The organism is Stenotrophomonas sp. STEN225 (assembly GCF_056756445.1).
Genome location: NZ_JBRRBV010000001.1, coordinates 415,182 through 432,280, shown reverse-complemented (window position 1 = coordinate 432,280; position 17,099 = coordinate 415,182). Strand labels below are relative to the sequence as shown.

General features: G+C 67.6%; 15 protein-coding genes. 1 reads left to right on the top strand and 14 read right to left on the bottom strand.

Features of this window, described 5'->3' with window-relative positions; genetic code table 11:
- The first annotated feature begins 11 nt into the window (after positions 1-11).
- The gene (locus ACVOJ1_RS01985; RefSeq protein ID WP_053516447.1) at positions 12-461 is read left to right on the top strand and encodes a DciA family protein; all 450 of its coding nucleotides are present in this window, start codon (positions 12-14) and stop codon (positions 459-461) included.
- A gap of 281 nt (positions 462-742) precedes the next feature.
- Here the strand turns inward: ACVOJ1_RS01985 and lpxC are convergent, their stop codons facing one another.
- From lpxC to rsmH, 14 genes are all read right to left on the bottom strand, one after another.
- The gene (gene lpxC, locus ACVOJ1_RS01980) at positions 743-1,654 is read right to left on the bottom strand and encodes a UDP-3-O-acyl-N-acetylglucosamine deacetylase (RefSeq protein WP_053516449.1); all 912 of its coding nucleotides are present in this window, start codon (positions 1,652-1,654) and stop codon (positions 743-745) included.
- A gap of 188 nt (positions 1,655-1,842) precedes the next feature.
- On the bottom strand, positions 1,843-3,078 hold the full coding sequence (gene ftsZ, locus ACVOJ1_RS01975; protein ID WP_053516450.1) for a cell division protein FtsZ: 1,236 nt from the start codon (positions 3,076-3,078) through the stop codon (positions 1,843-1,845).
- A gap of 161 nt (positions 3,079-3,239) precedes the next feature.
- Positions 3,240-4,475 carry a cell division protein FtsA gene (ftsA, locus tag ACVOJ1_RS01970; RefSeq protein WP_005408083.1) on the bottom strand — a complete coding sequence of 412 codons (1,236 nt, stop codon included), beginning with the start codon at positions 4,473-4,475 and terminating at the stop codon, positions 3,240-3,242.
- Positions 4,472-5,221 carry a cell division protein FtsQ/DivIB gene (locus tag ACVOJ1_RS01965; RefSeq protein WP_053516451.1) on the bottom strand — a complete coding sequence of 250 codons (750 nt, stop codon included), beginning with the start codon at positions 5,219-5,221 and terminating at the stop codon, positions 4,472-4,474. The genes ftsA and ACVOJ1_RS01965 overlap by 4 nt, the downstream gene beginning before the upstream one ends.
- The gene (locus ACVOJ1_RS01960; RefSeq protein WP_253119405.1) at positions 5,218-6,180 is read right to left on the bottom strand and encodes a D-alanine--D-alanine ligase; all 963 of its coding nucleotides are present in this window, start codon (positions 6,178-6,180) and stop codon (positions 5,218-5,220) included. Before ACVOJ1_RS01960 ends, ACVOJ1_RS01965 begins: the two co-directional genes overlap by 4 nt.
- A complete protein-coding gene (murC, locus tag ACVOJ1_RS01955) occupies positions 6,177-7,613 on the bottom strand; it encodes a UDP-N-acetylmuramate--L-alanine ligase (RefSeq protein WP_053516454.1) in 1,437 nt (478 codons plus the stop codon). Before murC ends, ACVOJ1_RS01960 begins: the two co-directional genes overlap by 4 nt.
- Before the next feature lie 40 nt (positions 7,614-7,653).
- On the bottom strand, positions 7,654-8,742 hold the full coding sequence (gene murG / locus ACVOJ1_RS01950; protein WP_065175811.1) for an undecaprenyldiphospho-muramoylpentapeptide beta-N-acetylglucosaminyltransferase: 1,089 nt from the start codon (positions 8,740-8,742) through the stop codon (positions 7,654-7,656).
- Complete coding sequence (gene ftsW / locus ACVOJ1_RS01945; RefSeq protein WP_340045049.1) at positions 8,739-10,055, bottom strand: putative lipid II flippase FtsW; 1,317 nt, start codon at positions 10,053-10,055, stop codon at positions 8,739-8,741. Before ftsW ends, murG begins: the two co-directional genes overlap by 4 nt.
- A 2-nt stretch (positions 10,056-10,057) precedes the next feature.
- Positions 10,058-11,143: a phospho-N-acetylmuramoyl-pentapeptide-transferase gene (mraY, locus tag ACVOJ1_RS01940; RefSeq protein ID WP_053516457.1), complete on the bottom strand. Its 1,086-nt coding sequence runs from the start codon at positions 11,141-11,143 to the stop codon at positions 10,058-10,060.
- Positions 11,133-12,527 (bottom strand): UDP-N-acetylmuramoyl-tripeptide--D-alanyl-D-alanine ligase, encoded by a 1,395-nt coding sequence (locus ACVOJ1_RS01935; RefSeq protein WP_193396214.1) that lies wholly within the window; start codon positions 12,525-12,527, stop codon positions 11,133-11,135. Before ACVOJ1_RS01935 ends, mraY begins: the two co-directional genes overlap by 11 nt.
- On the bottom strand, positions 12,524-14,023 hold the full coding sequence (locus ACVOJ1_RS01930) for a UDP-N-acetylmuramoyl-L-alanyl-D-glutamate--2,6-diaminopimelate ligase (RefSeq protein WP_346479926.1): 1,500 nt from the start codon (positions 14,021-14,023) through the stop codon (positions 12,524-12,526). Before ACVOJ1_RS01930 ends, ACVOJ1_RS01935 begins: the two co-directional genes overlap by 4 nt.
- On the bottom strand, positions 14,020-15,864 hold the full coding sequence (locus ACVOJ1_RS01925) for a peptidoglycan D,D-transpeptidase FtsI family protein (RefSeq protein ID WP_065182805.1): 1,845 nt from the start codon (positions 15,862-15,864) through the stop codon (positions 14,020-14,022). Before ACVOJ1_RS01925 ends, ACVOJ1_RS01930 begins: the two co-directional genes overlap by 4 nt.
- Positions 15,861-16,124, bottom strand: a complete 264-nt coding sequence (ftsL, locus tag ACVOJ1_RS01920) for a cell division protein FtsL (RefSeq protein ID WP_053516463.1) — start codon at positions 16,122-16,124, stop codon at positions 15,861-15,863. The genes ACVOJ1_RS01925 and ftsL overlap by 4 nt, the downstream gene beginning before the upstream one ends.
- Complete coding sequence (gene rsmH, locus ACVOJ1_RS01915) at positions 16,121-17,089, bottom strand: 16S rRNA (cytosine(1402)-N(4))-methyltransferase RsmH (RefSeq protein WP_346479925.1); 969 nt, start codon at positions 17,087-17,089, stop codon at positions 16,121-16,123. The genes ftsL and rsmH overlap by 4 nt, the downstream gene beginning before the upstream one ends.
- Between the last annotated feature and the right edge of the window lie 10 nt (positions 17,090-17,099).

Sequence of the window (17,099 nt, the reverse complement as noted above, 5' to 3'; positions counted from 1 at the left end):
AGTGAGTTTTCATGTCTGAGCCGAAATCCAGCGTTCGCCCCGCTTCCGTACCGAAACCGGCACTGGATGCGGTGATGGCGGACAAAAGCGGGAACCCGCTGCGGCGTGCCTTGTGGCTCGACGCGCTGGACCGTCAGTTGCGCCCCCAGTTGCCGCCACCTCTGCGCAGCCGTTGCCGGCTGGCCAATGTGGACGGGGAACACCTCGTTTTTCTCGTCGAGTCCCCGGTCTGGCATGCCAAGTTCCGGCTTGCCGAGGCCCAGCTTCTCGACGCGGCCCGGTCCATCGGGCTGAAGGCCACCAGGGTGACCATCAAGACTGCGTCCACCACTCCCTCACGCTCCCCAGCGATCGACAACCGGAATGGCCCCCACGCAGTTTCAGCCGCCACGCACAAAGGGCTACGCGACGCCTTGGCAGCCCTGCAGGATGTTCCTTCGAAGCCGAAGAAGCGGTCCTGAGGACAACGGAGCCTCCTGCTCCGCTCCCCGTCGCGCGTGTCACCGCAGCGTGAAACATTTCGGGGGCCGGGTCGCATCCTAGCGGTCCCCGGTGGACCTGTCGTTAGATTGTTGTTAAAACAATGTTAAATTCAGGCTTCCGATCCAACAGGTTCACGAAACCGTGACGACAGACCGACAGTCGCGTCACCTGCTGCGTCGTATCCATCGCAGCCTCCAGAAATGCGGACGCCGCCCTGAGAGGCGGCGTTTTTTCCTTTCAATTCAAAACGTTATGTGGATCAGGCGTAGGCCGGGGTGGCGTACTCGACCGGATCCGGTACCGCCGGCGAGTCATAGCTGACCCACTCCCACGCGCTGGCATCGGCCATCAGCGCGCGCACCAGCTTGTTGTTGAGCGCGTGACCGGACTTGAAGCCCTCGTAGGCGCCCAGCACCTGGCCACCGGCGAGGTAGAGGTCGCCGATCGCATCAAGGATCTTGTGGCGCACGAATTCGTCGGCGTAGCGCAGCCCGTCTTCGTTGAGCACGCGGAACTCGTCAAGCACGATGGCGTTGTCCATCGACCCGCCCAGGCCCAGATTGCGTTCACGCATGTACTCCAGGTCCCGCATGAAGCCGAAGGTGCGCGCGCGGGAGATTTCCTTGGTGTACGCCAGCGTGGAGAATTCGATTTCCTGGCGTGACTGCTTGGCCGGGATCATCGGGTGGTCGAACTGGATGGTGAAGCCCAGCTTGTACCCCTCGTAGGGCGTGAAGCGGGCCACCTTGTCACCCTCGGTCACTTCCACGGTCTTGAGCACGCGGATGAAGCGCTTGGGCGCATCCTGTTCCACGATGCCTGCCGACTGCAGCAGGAACACGAACGGGCCGGCCGAACCGTCCATGATCGGCAGCTCGGCCGAGGACAGCTCGACGATGATGTTGTCCACACCCAGGCCGGCCAGAGCCGACATCAGGTGTTCAACGGTCTGGACCTTGGCGTCGTTGCAGGTCAGGCCGGTGCACAGGGTCACTTCGGTGACCAGCTCCGCCTTGGCCGGCACTTCCACCACCGGATCCAGATCCACGCGGCGGAACACGATGCCGTGGTTGACCGGTGCCGGGCGCAGGGTCATGTAGACCTTGTCACCGCTGTGCAGGCCAACGCCGGTAGCGCGGATCGTGTTCTTGAGGGTGCGTTGCTGGATCATGGGGGCAGACCGGAAGTGACACCTTAGATTAACACGCGCACTCCCCTACCCCGGCTGAAACGGCGGCAGGACACACCGGCGCGCGGGTGGGACACGCGTGAAGGGCCGCCGGGCCTATCCTGGCCCGGCGCCCGCACTTCAGGACATGGTGGCGCGACCCGGGGAGGACAAGCCCCGGGCAGCTCCGCTCAGTCCGCCTGGCGGCGCAGGAACGCCGGGATGTCCAGGTAATCGTTCGGCAGTTCCGCCGCCGCCGGGGCCGAAGAGGCCGGGGCCGACGCGGTGGAGGCTGCCGCGGTATCGCTGCTGGCACGACGCAGGCCCAGGCCCATGCCGCCCACGGCCTTGGAGACCGCATCGCCACCCGTGTCGAACTCGCCGAACTCCGGCTGGCCGGTGGTGGCATTGCGCACCAGCTTGATCGGCGCACGCTCGCCCGGACGCTGGCTCTTGCTGGCCGACACGCGGTTCAGGCCGGTAGCGACCACCGTCACGCGCACTTCGTCCTGCATGTCCGGATCCAGCACGGTACCGACCACCACGGTGGCATCTTCGGACGCGAAGCCATCGATGGTGCGGCCGATCTCGTCGAACTCGGCCATGGTGAAGTCGGCGCCGGCGGTGATGTTGACCAGGATGCCGTTGGCACCGGCCAGGTTCACATCGTCCAGCAGCGGGTTCTGGATCGCCGCTTCGGCGGCAGCCTGGGCACGGTCATCGCCACGGGCGGTGCCGGTACCCATCATCGCCAGGCCCATTTCGGACATGACGGTGCGCACGTCGGCGAAGTCGACGTTGATCAGGCCCGGACGCACGATCAGGTCAGCGATGCCCTGCACGGCGCCCTGCAGCACGTCATTGGCGGCACGGAACGCCTGGATCATGGTCGCGTTGCGGCCCAGCACGGTGATCAGCTTCTCGTTCGGAATCGTGATCAACGAGTCGCAGTGCTGGCTCAGTTCCTCGATGCCCTTCAGCGCAACCTGCATGCGGCGACGGCCTTCGAACGGGAACGGCTTGGTGACCACGGCCACGGTCAGGATGCCCATTTCCTTGGCCAGCTGCGCCACCACCGGCGCCGCACCGGTGCCGGTGCCGCCGCCCATGCCGGCGGTGATGAACACCATGTCGGCGCCCTGCAGGGCGTCCATGATGCGCTCACGGTCTTCCAGGGCGGCCTGGCGGCCCACTTCCGGGTTCGCGCCTGCGCCCAGGCCCTTGGTCACGTTGGTGCCCAGCTGCAGCTGCAGCTTCGCACCGCAATTCTTGATGGCCTGCGAGTCGGTGTTGGCGGTGATGAACTCCACGCCGTCCACCGCCGAGTTGACCATGTGCGCCACGGCATTGCCGCCGCCGCCGCCCACGCCAACCACCTTGATCACCGCATTGGGTGCCATCTTTTCGATCAGTTCAAAATGCGCCATGTCCGTGTCCTCGTTGTATCCGCTTTCGATGGCATGGGCATTCGGGCGTCCTGCCGTCCTGCTGCATGCCGCCGTTGCGGCTGTGTGGGTTGTGTGTTGCCGGTGTTGCGTTGTGTTGCGGGTGTTGCATCCGGGCGATGCCCGGCGTTACGGGTTCCGCGTCAGAACTCGCCGCGGAACCAGGTCTTGAGTTTCTTGAACATGCTGCCGGCGCGCCCGGTCGGCAGCGATGGCCGGCGCGGATGCTCGATCTGGCTGCCCATCAGCAGCAGGCCCACGCCGGTGGCGTGCACCGGGTTGCCGACCACTTCGCCCAGGCCGGTGACGTGCTGCGGAATGCCCACGCGCACCGGCATCTGCAGCATCTCTTCAGCCAGCTCGACCACGCCTTCCATCTTCGATGCACCGCCGGTGAGCACCATGCCCGCGCGCACCAGCTCTTCGAAGCCGGAGCGACGCAGTTCGGCCTGCACCATCTCGAAGATTTCCTCGTAGCGGCCCTGCACTGCCTGCGCCAGCGAATGGCGCGGCATGCGCCGCGGCGGGCGATCACCCACCGACGGCACCTGGATGCTCTCCTCGGCAGTGGCCAGCTGGGCCAGGGCGCAGGCGTAGCGCACCTTGATCTGCTCGGCTTCCGGGGTCGGCGTGCGCAGCATGTGCGCGATGTCGTTGGTGACGTGGTCGCCGGCAATCGGCAGCGATGCGGTGTGGCAGATCGCGCCCTGCACGAACACCGCGATGTCGGTGGTGCCTGCGCCCATGTCGACCAGCACCACGCCCAGCTCGCGTTCGTCGGCGGTCAGCACCGCCACGCTGGAGGCCAGCGAGGACAGCACCAGATCATCCACCTGCAGGCCGCAGCGCTGCACGCACTTGCTGATGTTGGCGGCGGCGGACTGCGCGCACACCACCAGGTGTGCATGCACTTCCAGGCGCACACCGGTCATGCCCACCGGGTTGCGGATGCCTTCCTGCGAATCATCCAGCACGTACTCGCGCGGGATCGCATGCAGGATCTTCTGGTCAGCCGGTATCGCCACCGCCTTGGCAGCGTCGAGCACGCGGTCCAGGTCGCCCCAGGTCACCTCGCCATCGCGGATCGGCACGATTCCCGGCGAGTTCTTGCACTGCACGTGGTTGCCGGAGATCGAGGCGTAGACCGAACGGATCTCGCAGCCGGCCATCAGCTCGGCCTCTTCGACCGCACGCTGGATCGACTGCACGGTCGATTCGATGTCCACCACCACGCCGCGCTTGAGGCCGCGCGACTCGTGCGATCCGATGCCGATCACTTCGATCGGATTGCCCGGCGAATACTCGCCCACCAGCGCCACCACCTTGGAGGTGCCGATATCCAGGCCGACGATCAGCGATTTGTCACCCTTGCGATTCATGTCCTTTCCTGCGTCCTTCTTGCCGGGGTCGCCGGCGCGTCAGCCGGCGCGGCCGGGGTGCCCCAGCTCAGCGTGAAACCATTGGTGTAGCGGAGATCGGCGCGCTCGATCGGCGCAGCCTGGTTGGCCAGTTGTGGCAGCACGCGCACGAAGCGCTGCAGGCGCGAACGGGCGTCATCGCGCCCGACCACCACTTCGGTGCCGTTGCTCAGCACCAGCGACCAGCTGCCGCGCGCATCCATGGTCAGGCGGCGCACGTCGACGCCGGCAGGCGCGAACAGCGCGCGTGAATCGTTGTACAGCTTGACCACTTCCTCGGTCTGGCTGTCGGGGCCATCCAGCTCGGGCAGCTGCAGGTCGGCCAGCTTCTTCGGCGTGGGGAACAGCTTGCCCTGCTCGGACAGCAGGCGACCCTCGCCCCAGCGGGCGAAAGGCTTGTGCTCGACCAGGGTCACTTCCAGCACGTCAGGCCACTGCTTGCGCACCTGCGCGCTTTCCACCCACGGCAGCTTCTCCAGTGCGTCCTGCGCATCCTGCAGCTTGACCGCGAAGAACCCGGCACGCGCATACGGCAACAGCACCTGCTGCAGCTGCTCGGCCGGCACGCGCTTGAATTCACCGTGCACGCGCAGCTTCGCCAGCGGCCAGCGCTCGGCGCCGACCCAGCCATTGACCACGGCCACCACCGGCAGTGCCACCACCGACAGCGCCAGAAGCCAGACGAAGATGCGCAGCACCGCGTTCATGCGTGGCCAGCCTCCAGGGTCTGTTCAAGCACGCGCCACACCAGCTCCTCGAAGCCGATGCCGGCCTGGCGGGCCGCCTTGGGCACCAGCGAGTGGCTGGTCATGCCGGGCGCGGTGTTCACTTCCAGCAGGAAGAAGCGGCCACTGGCCCGGTCACGCATCACGTCCACGCGCCCCCAGCCACGGCAGCCGGCGGCGCGGAACGCGGCCAGCGCGATGCGACGGATCTCGTCCTCGGCCTCGCCGTCCAGGCCCGGGCACAGGTACTGGGTATCTTCTGCGATGTACTTGGCGTTGTAGTCGTACCACTGGCCTTTGGGCACGATGCGGATCGACGGCAGTGCGACGTCGCCAAGGATGGCGACGGTCAGCTCGTCGCCGACCACCATCTGCTCCATCAGCAGCTGGCCGTCGTAGCGCGCAGCCAACGCCACCGCCTCGTCCAGGCCTGCTTCGTCGGTCACACGGCTGATGCCCACGCTGGAGCCTTCGTTGGCCGGCTTGACCACCACCGGCAGGCCCAGCTCGCGCGCCTGTGCGTGGACGGTCTCGGCAGTGACCTTCCGGTACTGCGGGGTGGGTAAACCGACCGAGAGCCACACCTGCTTGGTGCGGATCTTGTCCATGCTCAATGCCGAACCCAGCACGTCCGAGCCGGTGTACGGCACGCCGAAGGCGTCCATCAGGCCCTGCACGATGCCATCCTCTCCGCCACCGTTGTGGCCGTGCAGGATGTTGAACACGCGATCGATGCCGCCGCCCGCCAATGCCCGGGCCAGGGCCGGAATGCCGTCCACGGCGAACGCATTGACGCCGCGCGACTGCAGCGCCTCCAGCACGTTGCGGCCGGAGTCCAGCGACACCTCGCGCTCGCTGGAGGTACCGCCGAGCAGCACGGCGACGCGACCGAACGCGGCCGGGTCGGTACTGCGCAGCGGCGGGAAGGTCAGCGTGCTCACGCCTCGCCCTCCGCCTTGAAGCCTTCCACTGCGATGTGGGTGGCGACGGCGCCGATATCGCCGGCCCCCATCATCAGCAGCAGGTCACCATCCTGCAGCACGTCCGGCAGCACGCTCGCCAGCTCGGCGGCCTTGCCCACCACCACCGGCTCGCTGCGGCCGCGGGCGCGGATGGCGCGTGCCAGCGCATGCGAATCGGCACCTGCGATCGGCTCCTCGCCGGCCGGGTAGACCTCGCTCAGTACCAGCGCGTCGACGCTGGACAGCACTGCAGCGAACTTGTCGAACTGGTCGCGGGTGCGGCTGTAGCGGTGGGGCTGGAACGCGACCACCAGGCGCTTGTCGGCCCAGCCGCCGCGGGCAGCGGCGAACACCGCCTCCAGTTCGCTCGGGTGATGACCGTAATCATCGATGATCCGCACCCTGGCACCGCTGGCGGTGGTGACTTCGCCCAGGTCATTGAAGCGACGGCCGACGCCGGCGAAGGCCTCCAGCGCACGGGCAATTGCATCCGGCGCCACGCCCAGCTGCCAACCGACCGCAGCGGCGGCCAGCGCGTTGAGCACGTTGTGCCTGCCCGGCAGTGCCAGCACCACTTCCTGGCTGGTGCCCTGCGGCAGGCGCAGGGTGAAGCGCATGCGCGAGCCCTCCTGCACCACGTTCTCGGCGCGCACGTCGGCCTGCGGGCTCATGCCGTAGCTCATGACGTGGCGCGGCGTCCTGGCGGCCAGTGCAGCCACTTCCGGATCGTCGATGCACAGCACCGCCAGCCCGTAGAACGGAAGGCGCTGCAGGAATTCGGCGAATGCGGCCTGCACCCGGGCGAAGTCGTTGCCGTAGTTCTCCAGGTGGTCCGCATCGATGTTGGTGATGATCGACATCAGCGGATTCAGGCGCAGGAAACTGCCATCGCTCTCATCGGCCTCTGCCACCAGCCACTGCCCACCGCCCAGCTTGGCGTTGGCGCCGGCGGCCAGCAGCTGGCCACCGATCACGAAGGTCGGGTCCAGGCCGCCCTCGCTCAGTACCGCTGCCGTCAGGCTGGTGGTGGTGGTCTTGCCATGGGTGCCGGCCACGGCGATGCCACGCCGGAAGCGCATCAGCTCGGCCAGCATCGCCGCACGCGGCATGATCGGAATGCGCTGGCTGCGCGCCTCCATCAGCTCCGGGTTGTCTTCGCGGATCGCGCTGGACACCACCACGCAGTCGGTGCCCAGCACATTGGCCGCCGAATGGCCACGCATGATGCGTGCGCCCAGGCCGGCCAGGCGGCGGGTGGCCGCATTGTCGGCATTGTCCGAACCGGACACTTCATAACCCAGCGTCAGCATCACTTCGGCGATGCCGCTCATGCCGGTGCCGCCGATGCCGACGAAGTGCACGCGCGGGAAGGCGCGCACCAGGTCGTTGGTGTCGTGCAGGCGACGGATCATGCGCGGCCTCGCGCAGGGCAGGCGCGCTGGCATGCCTTCTTCATACAGCTTCCTCGAGAATGATATCGGCGATGCGCTCGGCGGCATCGACCTTGGCCAGGGCACGCGCGGCTTGCGCCATCTGCATGCGGCGGCCGGGATTTTCGGACAGATCGCGCAGCAGTGCGGCAATGCCGTCTGCCAGCGTTCCGTCCTGCTTCAGCAAAACCGCCGCGCCGCGCTCGACCAGATACTCCGCGTTGCGGGTCTGGTGATCGTCGACGGCGGCGGGGAATGGCACCAGCACGCTGCCGACACCGACCGCGCACAGCTCGGCCAGGGTGGATGCCCCGGCACGGCACACGACCAGGTCGGCCCACGCGAATGCCTCGGCCATGTCCGCGATGAACGGCGTGATCTGCGCCTGCACGCCCGCCTTGGCATAGGCCTCGACCGCTTCGGCGTGCAGCTTCTCGCCGCTCTGATGGCGCACCTGCACCGGCACTTCCGCACCGAGCGCTGCGATGGCCTGCGGCACGCCGCTGTTGAGTGCGCGCGCACCCTGGCTGCCACCCACCACCAGCACGCGCAACGGACCGTGGCGATCGGCGAAACGCTGTTCCGGCGGCGCGATCGCGGCGATCTCCGCGCGCACTGGATTGCCCACCGCTTCTTCACCCTTGGCGAAGGTGCCCGGGAACCCGGTCAGCAGGCGGCGCGAGTAGCGCGACAGGATGCGGTTGGTCATGCCGGGTGCGCGGTTCTGCTCGTGCACCAGCAGTGGCAGCCCATGCAGGCGGGTGGCCATGCCACCGGGTCCCGAGGCGAATCCGCCGAAGGCAATCACCGCACGCGGCTGGCGACGGCGGATGATCATGCCGGCCGCACGCAACGCGCGCATCAGCCGCCACGGTGCGCCCAGCAGTGCCAGCTTGCCCTTGCCACGCAGGCCGGTGATGGACAGCGTGTCGATCGGAATGTCGTGCTGCGGCACCAACCGGGTTTCCATCGCGCCTTCGGCGCCCATCCAGGTGACCGGCACGCCACGCTCGCGCAGCACGCGGGCCACGGCCAGCCCCGGGAAGATATGCCCGCCGGTACCACCGGCCAGGATCATCACCGGGCGAACGTTATGGTCGGCAGCGCTCATCCGAGCCTCCCGAAAGTCGGTTCGATGCGGGACTGCAGGCGGCTGGTGCCACGCACGGCAGGGCCCGCGCCGGCAGGCGCGTCCGCGCCCATCGGCAGCGACCCCGCGGACGGGGCGGACGGCTCTTCGGCCGGTGCGGTGGCAGCATCGTCGCCGCCGCCGATGCGCACGGCCTGGCGGCGCTCGGCACGCTTCAGCTCGTAGGACACGCGCAGCAGCAGGCCCATCGCCACGCAGGTCATCAGGACCGACGAACCGCCCGAGGAGATCAGCGGCAGGGTCAGGCCCTTGGTCGGCAGGATGCCCAGGTTCACGCCGATCGAAACGAAGGTCTGCATGCTGATCCACAGGCCGATGCCGAAGGCGATGTAGCCGGAGAAGTGGCGCTTCATTTCCACGCAGCGCATGCCCAGCCAGAAGGTGCGGCCGACCAGCAGCGCGAACAGGGCGATGATGACGCAGGTGCCCATGAAGCCGAATTCCTCGGCGGTCACCGAGAAGATGAAGTCGGTATGTGCTTCGGGCAGGTAGTACAGCTTCTGTACCGAATTGCCGAGACCGACGCCGGTCCACTCGCCGCGCCCCACCGCCATCAGCGCGTTGGACAGCTGGTAGCCGTCGCCCTGCTGGTCGGCCCACGGGTCCAGGAACGAGGTGATGCGGCGCATGCGGTACGGCTCGATGATCGCCAGCGCGCTCATGCCGACCAGGCCGATGATCACCGGCATCGACATGCGCGGCATGTTGACTCCGCCCAGCACCAGCATGCCGGCCGTGATCGCCAGCAGCAGGGTCGACGAACCGAAGTCGGGCTGCAGCAGCAGCAGCACCACCAGCGCACCGGCCACGCCCAGCGGCTTGAGCATCGCCGGCCAGGTCGCGTTGACCTCGTCGCGGAAGCGCACCAGGTAGCTGGACAGCCAGACGATGTACAGCACCTTCACCGCTTCCACGGTCTGGAACTTGGAGACCCCCAGGTTGATCCAGCGGCGGGCACCATTGACGCTGCTGCCCAGACCGGGAATGAACACCACCAGCAGCAGTGCGAAGCAGCCCAGCAGCAGCACCTGGTTGTACTGCTCGATGGACTTCAGCTCGGTACGCGCGGCAATGGCCGCCAGCACGATGCCGATCGCCAGGAACACCAGGTGGCGGTTGAGGTAGTAGAACGGGCTGCTCATCAACGCGATCGAGCTCGACGCCACCATCACCACGCCCAGCCCGGTGAGCGCGAGCATCGCACCCAGCAGCCACTTGTCGTAGCTGCCTTCGATGGCTTCGAGGCGTGTTGCCTGGCGGGACAGGTCGTTCATCGTCAGCGCACCTTCAACGTGGCCAGGCCGATCAGCACGAGCACGACGGAGATGATCCAGAAGCGCACGATCACGCGCGGCTCCGGCCAGCCCTTCAGTTCGAAATGGTGGTGGATCGGCGCCATGCGGAACACGCGCTTGCCGGTCAGCTTGAACGAGGCGACCTGGATCATCACCGACAGGGTCTCGATGACGAATACGCCACCCATGATCACCAGCACCAGTTCCTGGCGGGTGATCACCGCGATCGTGCCCAGCACCGCGCCCAGCGCCAGCGCGCCGATGTCACCCATGAAGACCATCGCCGGATAGGTGTTGAACCACAGGAAGCCCAGCCCGGCGCCCGCGATGGCGGCGCAGATGATGACCAGCTCACCGGCACCGGGAATCTGCGGGATCTGCAGGTAGTTGGCGAACACCACGTTGCCGGAGGCATAGGCGAACACGCCCAGCGCACAGGCGACCAGCACGGTCGGCATGATCGCCAGGCCGTCCAGGCCATCGGTCAGGTTGACCGCGTTGGAGAAGCCGACGATCCAGAAGTAGGCGATGGTCACGAAGCCGATGCCGGCCAGCGGCAGCGCCACCGACTTGAACATCGGAATGTAGAAGGTCAGTGCGGCAGGCACATCGGCGGTATAGAACAGGAACAGGCCGGCGGCCAGTCCGAAGATCGACTGCAGCAGGTACTTCCAGCGCGACTTCAGGCCGTTCGGGTCGCGGCGGACGATCTTGATCCAGTCGTCGTACCAGCCGATCGCGCCGAAGCACAGCATCACCGCCAGCACCAGCCAGACGTAGCGGTTGCGCAGGTCGGCCCACATCAGCACCGACAGGGTGACGGTCAGCAGGATCAGCGAACCGCCCATGGTCGGCGTGCCGGCCTTGGAGAAATGGGTCTGCGGGCCGTCCTTGCGGATCGGCTGGCCGCCCTTGAACTGGGCAAGCTTGCGGATCATCGCCGGACCGAGCCACAGCGACAGGAACAGGGCCGTCAACGCGGCAAGGATGGCGCGGAACGTCTGGTAGTTGAACAGCCCGAACAGGCTCTCCAACTGCTGCAACCATCGAGCCAGTTCATACAACATGCGGGGATTCCTCTCCTTGCGCCAGCAGCGCTTTGACGATCGTGTCCATGGCGCTGCCACGGGAACCCTTGACCAGGCAGCGCACGCCGGCGTGCAGCTCGTCCTTCAACGCCTGCGACAGCGCGTCATGGGTGGCGAATTGGCGGCCGCCTTCGCCGAACGCGGCGGCGGCGGCGGCACTGAGCGGACCGAGCGCGTACAGGCGCTTCAGGCCTGCGGCGCGCGCGCGGACGCCGGCCTGCGCATGCAGTGACTGCGCATCCGGGCCAAGCTCACGCATGTCACCCAGCACCAGCCAGCCCTCTTCCGGGGCGGCCGCCAGCGCATCGATGGCGGCGGCCAGCGAACCGGGATTGGCGTTGTAGCTGTCGTCCACCAGCACCGCACCATTGCGCAGCTGGTGGGCGATCTGGCGTCCGGGCACCGGCTGTGCGTCGGCCAGGCCGGCGGCGACCCATGCCAGGTCGATGCCGGCGGCCAGCGCCAGGCTGGCGGCAGCAAGCGCGTTGCTGACGTTGTGGCGGCCCGGCAGGCCCAGCACCACGCGTGCTTCGCCCATCGGCGAGACCAGCGTGAACTGGCTGCCCTGCGCACCGGCGCGGATGTCACGCGCGGTGATGTCGGCAGTGTGTTCCAGGCCGTAACGCAGCACGCGGCAGCGCGGCGGAACGCCGACGAAGTGCTGCTCGAACCAGCGTCCGTAGGCATCATCGGCATTGATCACCGCCACGCCGTCGGCCGGCAGTGCGGCGTAGATGGCGCCTTTGGTGGTGGCCACGCCGAGCAGACTGCCCATCCGCTCAAGATGCGCAGGCGCGATGTTGTTGACCAGCGCATAGCGCGGGCGGGCGATATCGGTCAGGTAGGCGATGTCGCCCGGCTTGCCGGCGCCCATCTCGTAGACGGCGTAGTCGGCATCTTCCGGCGCATCGATCACCGCCAGTGGCAGGCCGATCTCGTTGTTGCGGTTGCCCGGGTTGGCATAGACCACCTTGTGCGCGTGCTGTGCCACCTGGTGCAGGATGGCCAGCAGCAGGCTCTTCACGCTGGTCTTGCCGTTGCTGCCGGTGATCGCGAAGACCTCGGTGCTGCGGTCGCGCTGCATGCCCGTGGCGATCTTCGCCAGCGCCAGTTCGCTGTCGGCGACCAGCACCTGCGGCAGCTCGACCGGCAGCAGGCGCTCGACCAGCAGCGCGCTGGCGCCACGGGCCTGCGCGTCGGCGGCGAAGTCATGGCCATCGAAGCGCTCGCCACGCAGGGCCACGTACAGGCTGCCCGGGCCAAGACTGCGGGTATCGTTGCTGATGGCATCGATGGCGACATCGTCGCCGTGGATCTCGCCGCCGGCCCAGTGCGCGATCAGCGACAGCAGGGTGCGCTTCATCGTGCACCCTCCGCCGCCAGCACACCGGCCTTGGCAGCCAGTGCAGCGGCCGCCACTTCGGTGTCGTCGAAGTCGTGGCGTACGCCCTTGATCTCCTGGTAGGGCTCATGGCCCTTGCCGGCGATCAGGATGATGTCGCCGGCACCGGCGCGCTTCACGGCCAGGCCGATCGCGCGCGCACGGTTGCGCTGCACCGTCACCGCGCCGGCATCGGTAAATCCTGCAAGGATGTCGGCGACGATGCGGTCACCGTCCTCGCCGCGCGGGTTGTCGTCGGTCACGATGACCTGGTTGGCCAGCCGCTCGGCGATGGCCGCCATCTGCGGGCGCTTGCCGGTGTCACGTTCGCCGCCACAGCCGAACACACAGTACAGCGTGCCCTGCAGATGCCCGTGCAGGCTGTCCAGTGCCTGTTCCAGTGCATCCGGCGTGTGCGCGTAGTCGATGACCACGGTCGGCAGGCCCTGCTCGCCGCCAAGGCGGTTCATGCGGCCGCGGATCGGCTGCAGCGCCGACAGTACCTCGGCGATACGCGGCAGTGACTGGCCCTGTGCGTGCAGGGTGCCGGCCACGGCCAGCAGGTTGTCGACGTTGAAGCGGCCCAGCAGCGGCGACTGCACGGCAGCACGCTGGCCGTCGATGAGCAGTTCGAAGGCGATGCCACGGCCGTCCAGCTGCAGCGCTTCGGCGCGCACGTTGGCATCGGCCGCACCGCGCGAACTCAAGCCGATCGGCAGCACGCCGGCCGGCAGGTCGGCGAACAGCTGGCGACCGAACGCGTCGTCGAGGTTGATCACCGCGGCCTTCAGGCCAGGACGATGGAACAGGCGGGCCTTGGCCGCGCCGTAGCTGGCCATGTCGCCGTGGTAATCGAGATGATCGCGGGTGAGGTTGGTGAACACGGCCACGTCGTAATGCACGGCATCGACGCGACCCTGGTCCAGCGCATGTGAACTGACTTCCATCGCCACCGCACGCGCGCCCTGGTCGCGCAGCTGTGCCAGCAGGGCATGCATCTGCAGCACCAGCGGCGTGGTGAAACCGGTCGGCTCGACCGCGCCGTAAAGTCCAGCACCCAGCGTGCCGATACTGCCACTGGGCGTTCCCAGCAGATGCCAGGCCTGGGCCAGCAGCTGCACGGTGGAGGTTTTGCCGTTGGTACCGGTGACACCCACCATCGCCATTGCCCGCGACGGTGCACCGTGGAACTGGTCAGCCATTGCGCCCATGCGTGCGCGCAGGCCCGGCACCGCGATGGCATCGGCCGGTGCGGGCAGATCGTCCGGTGCCGGTGGCTCGAACAGGATCGCGCCGGCGCCCGCCGCGCGCGCCTGATCGACGAAGCCCAGGCCATGTGCGCCGAAGCCGGCGATGGCCACGAAGGCATTGCCGGGGCGTACGGCACGGCTGTCCAGCACCAGGCCGGTCAGAACGGGATCATGGCCCGCCAGGGCCACGTCCGGAAGCAACTGCGAAAGCAACATCGAAGGGCTCATTGCGTGCCTCCCGTGGCGGGCGGCGTCTGGACCTGCGCGCTGGGCAGCGCGGCATCGAATTCGGCGGCGGCATCGACCGGCAGCGCGGTCTCGGCCGGCGGGGCCGGCAGGATCGAGGCCGAGTGCCCCATCTTTCCGGACTGCTGCGCGGCCAGCCACGACTGCAGGTCGTCCAGCGGCACATCCATCAGGCGCAGAGTGCCTTCCATCACATTGTGATAGACCGGCGCCGACACCAGGCCGCCGTAGAACTTGCCGGCCTGCGGATCATTGATGACGATGACAGTGGCGAAGCGCGGGTTGGTGGCGGGCACCACGCCGGCGAACAGCGCGTTGTAGTGACCGCGCTCGTAGCCGCCGGGGCCGGCCTTGCGCGCAGTACCGGTCTTGCCGGCGACGTGGTAGCCCAGGACCGCCGCCTGCTTGGCGCCGCCCTGGGTGACCACCGTTTCCATCATCGCCACCACCTGCTTGGCGACGTTCTCGTCGATGATCTGCTGGCCTTCGTTGCGCTGCCCCTTGACGAAGGTCGGTGCGATCAGGCGACCACCGTTGGCCAGCGCCGAGTACGCGGTGGCGATCTGCAACGGCGTGACCGACAGGCCGTAGCCATAGGACATGGTGGTCTTGGTGGTTCCCGACCAACGGCCCGGACGCATCACCACACCTCCGGACTCACCCGGGAAACCGCTGTGCGGTACCGAGCCGTAGCCGAAGCGCCGCACACCGTCATAGAAGGTCTGGTCGGGCATCTTCGCCGCGACCTTGGCGGCACCCACGTTGGAGCTGCGGGTGATCACGCCGGTCACGTTCAGTACCCCGTTGTTGCGCGGCACGTCGCGGATGGTGAAGCGGCCCAGGGTCATGTAACCCGGATTGGTGTCGACGATGGTGTCCTTGGTCACCACGCCTGCCTGCAGCGCGGTGGCGATGGTCAACGGCTTCATCGTCGAGCCCGGTTCGACCAGATCGGTCACCGCGCGATTGCGGCGCGAATCGGGCAACGCACCGGTCAGCGAGTTCGGGTTGTAGGTCGGCAGGTTGACCATGGCCAGGATCTCGCCTGTGGTCACGTCCATGATGACCATCGAACCGCCGGCCGCCTTGTTGGCCACCAGCGCATTGCGCAGTTCCTTGAAGGCCAGGTACTGGATGCGGCGATCGATGCTGAGGGTCAGGTCCTTGCCCGGTTCGGCGGCACGCAGCAGATCGCTCTCGACGGTCTCGCCCTTGCGGTTGCGGATCACCCGCTTCGCGCCCGGCTTGCCGCGCAGCCATTCGTCGAACGCCAGTTCCAGGCCTTCCTGGCCGCGGTCGTCGATGTTGGTGAAACCCAGCACATGCGCCATCGCTTCGCCCTGCGGGTAGAAGCGGCGGAACTCGCGCTGCGCGGCCACGCCTGGAATCTTCAGCGCGACCACCTTTTCTGCCTCGTCCGGATTGATCCGGCGACGCAGGTACATGAATTCCTTGTCCGACTTCTGCGACAGGCGGCTGCTCAGCTCGTCCACCGACATGCCCACGGCCTGCGCCAGTTCGGGAATGCGGTCAGGCGCGCGCAGCAGGTCCTGCGGGTTCACCCAGATCGAGGCCACCGGGGTGGAGACCGCCAGCGGTTCGCCGTTGCGGTCGGTGATCATGCCGCGCGAGGTTTTGATCGGCAGCTCGCGCAGGTAGCGGGCCTCGCCCTGGCGCTGGTAGAAATCGCTGTTGATGATCTGCACGTAGGCCGCGCGGCCGACCAACGACACCGAACACAGGCCAAGCGCCAGCGCCACCCAGCGCAGGCGCTGGCGCAGGTTGAAGGCGTTGCGTGGACGGTTGCGGCCGGTCTTGCTCATGGGCGCACCACCACTACGTCGGCGGCTTCGGGGAACTTCATGCCCAACTTCTCGCGGGCGATGCGGTCGACGCGGTTGGCTTCGGCCAGGGTGGCCTGTTCCAGCTGCAGGCGGCCGAACTCGATGTTCAGGTCATCGCGCGCACGCTCGGCGCGCGACAGCTCGATGAACGTCTGCCGGTGGCGGTGGCGCACGAACACCACGCCGATCGCCGAGGCCACGGTGGAGGCCAGCAGAATGATCAGCAGCAGGCGGCTCATGCGTCGGCCTCCCGCTTCTGGGCCACGCGCAGCACGGCGCTGCGCGCGCGCGGGTTGGCGGCCAGTTCGTCGTCCGTGGCCTTGATGGCCCCGCCGATCAGGTCCAGGGTCGGCACGAACGCGACCGCTTCAGGCAGGCGGCGGTTGGCAGGCGGCGCCTTGGCCAGACGGTTCATGTACTGCTTGACGATACGGTCTTCCAGCGAATGGAAGCTGATGACCGCCAGCCGGCCGCCGGGCTTGAGCCGCTCCACCGCCGCGTCGAGCCCGGCCTCCAGATCGGCCAGCTCGCGGTTGATGTGGATGCGGATGGCCTGGAAACTGCGGGTGGCCGGATGGATCTTGTCCTTGCCACGGGGCATCACCGACGCGATCAGTTCGGCCAGTTCGGCGGTGCGGGAGAACGGCTGCTTCTCGCGGCGGGCAACGATGGCGCGGGCGATGCGCCGGCTCTGCCGCTCTTCGCCGTAGGTCCACAGCACGTCGGCGATCTCGCGCTCTTCGACGCGGTTGATCCACTGCGCGGCACTTTCGCCGCTGTCCGGATCCATGCGCATGTCCAGCGGGCCGTCCTTGCCGAAGCTGAAACCACGTTCGGCCACGTCCAGCTGCGGCGAGGACACGCCGAGATCGAACAGCACGCCATCCAGGCCTTCGGCCGTCTCGTTCCACTGCAGCAGCTGGGCGAAGCTGCCACGGAAAATCGACACGCGCGGGTCCGGCGCGAAGTCGCGCTCGGCCACAGCGATGGCTTCCGGATCCTTGTCCATGACCAGCAGGCGTCCCCCCGGCCCCAACTGGGTGAGCACGCCACGTGCGTGACCGCCACGACCGAACGTGCCATCCAGATAACGTCCGTTTTCGATCACCCTCAGGCCGTCCAGGACCTGGGTGTACAGGACCGGCAGGTGCACCGCCGGCGACTGCGACACCGGAAGGTGACCGGCCTGCGCTTCTGGGCGCATCCGGGCACCC